This is a genomic window from Alteromonas sp. 5E99-2, from assembly GCF_017368475.1.
GTDB lineage: Bacteria > Pseudomonadota > Gammaproteobacteria > Enterobacterales > Alteromonadaceae > Alteromonas_F.
Window position 1 is genome coordinate 1 of sequence record NZ_JAFNJE010000050.1, and the last position, 1,234, is coordinate 1,234.

Below are 1,234 nucleotides of genomic sequence, written 5' to 3' on the forward strand. Positions count from 1 at the left end.
GGCGGTTTCAATGGGTCGACGCAACACTTTACTCTTTTAGTAAAGATGGAGTGTTTAAGATGAAATACCGGACGCGGACGTTTTATACGGCCAAACAGAAGTCAGAGATGTGGGATAGGTGGCAGCGCGGAGAGTCCATGAGTTCGATTGGGCGGCACTTCAATCGTGCATCGTCTTCAATCTTCCCGCATTTGGCGCAGTTTGGTGGGATTCGACCACCTGGTCGAAAGCGGTCGCAAAGTGCGTTAAGCTTGGTTGAGCGGGAGGAGATATCTCGTGGTTTGGTCGCACAGCAGTCGTTTCGGTCCATCGCAAGAAACCTGAAACGGTCGCCTTCGACAATTAGCCGAGAGGTTCGCCGAAATGGTGGCCGTCAGGCCTATCGCGCGGCACGCTCAGATGAACGTGCTTGGGACTGCGCATCGCGGCCCAAATCATGTAAGCTCTCGTTCAATGATCCCTTGTGCCAGTTGATTGCACGCAAGCTGCGCCGGAAATGGTCGCCGCAGCAGATCGCGGGTTGGCTCAAACGTATCTACCCGAACCAGGAGCAGCACCGCGTGTCCCACGAGACGATCTATCGCAGCCTTTATGTGCAGACCCGTGGGGTTTTAAAGAAGGAATTGCAGGAGTGTCTGCGCAGTCCGCGTGCAATCAGGCGGTCTCGTCATGCGACCCAGAAAGGGTTGAAGCTTCGCAAGATCAAGAATGCGATCTCGATCAGTGATCGCCCACCTGAGGTCGAGGATCGCGCCATTCCGGGGCACTGGGAGGGTGATCTAATCGTTGGTTCCAACAACAGCTACATCGCCACTTTGGTGGAGCGGCATTCTCGATTTGTGATGTTGGCGAAGGTGGAAAACAAAGACACTCAAAGCGTCACTACAGCTCTTATCAAACAGGCGCGCAAGCTGCCCAAGCATTTGTATAAATCGCTGACTTGGGACCGCGGATCTGAGATGGCCGGGCATGCAAAGTTCACGATGGCGACAAAGATCGACGTCTACTTTTGCGACCCTCAGTCACCATGGCAACGCGGGAGCAATGAAAACACCAACCGACTTCTGCGCCAATACTTCCCGAAAGGCACTGACATATCAGGCTTTAGTCAGGCCAAACTCAGCGCCGTCGCACGCCAACTCAATGAACGGCCAAGAAAGACCTTGCAATACCAAACACCAGCAGAGAAATTTGAGGCATGTGTTGCAGCGACCGTTTGAAATCGCACCGCAAA

At 53.7% G+C, this 1,234-nt stretch carries 1 protein-coding gene; it reads left to right on the top strand.

All coding sequences use genetic code 11. The features are described from left to right. Nucleotides 1-59: 59 nt before the first annotated feature. The gene (locus J3L16_RS15810) at nt 60-1,220 is read left to right on the top strand and encodes an IS30 family transposase (RefSeq protein ID WP_207614029.1); all 1,161 of its coding nucleotides are present in this window, start codon (nt 60-62) and stop codon (nt 1,218-1,220) included. Nucleotides 1,221-1,234: the final 14 nt, after the last annotated feature.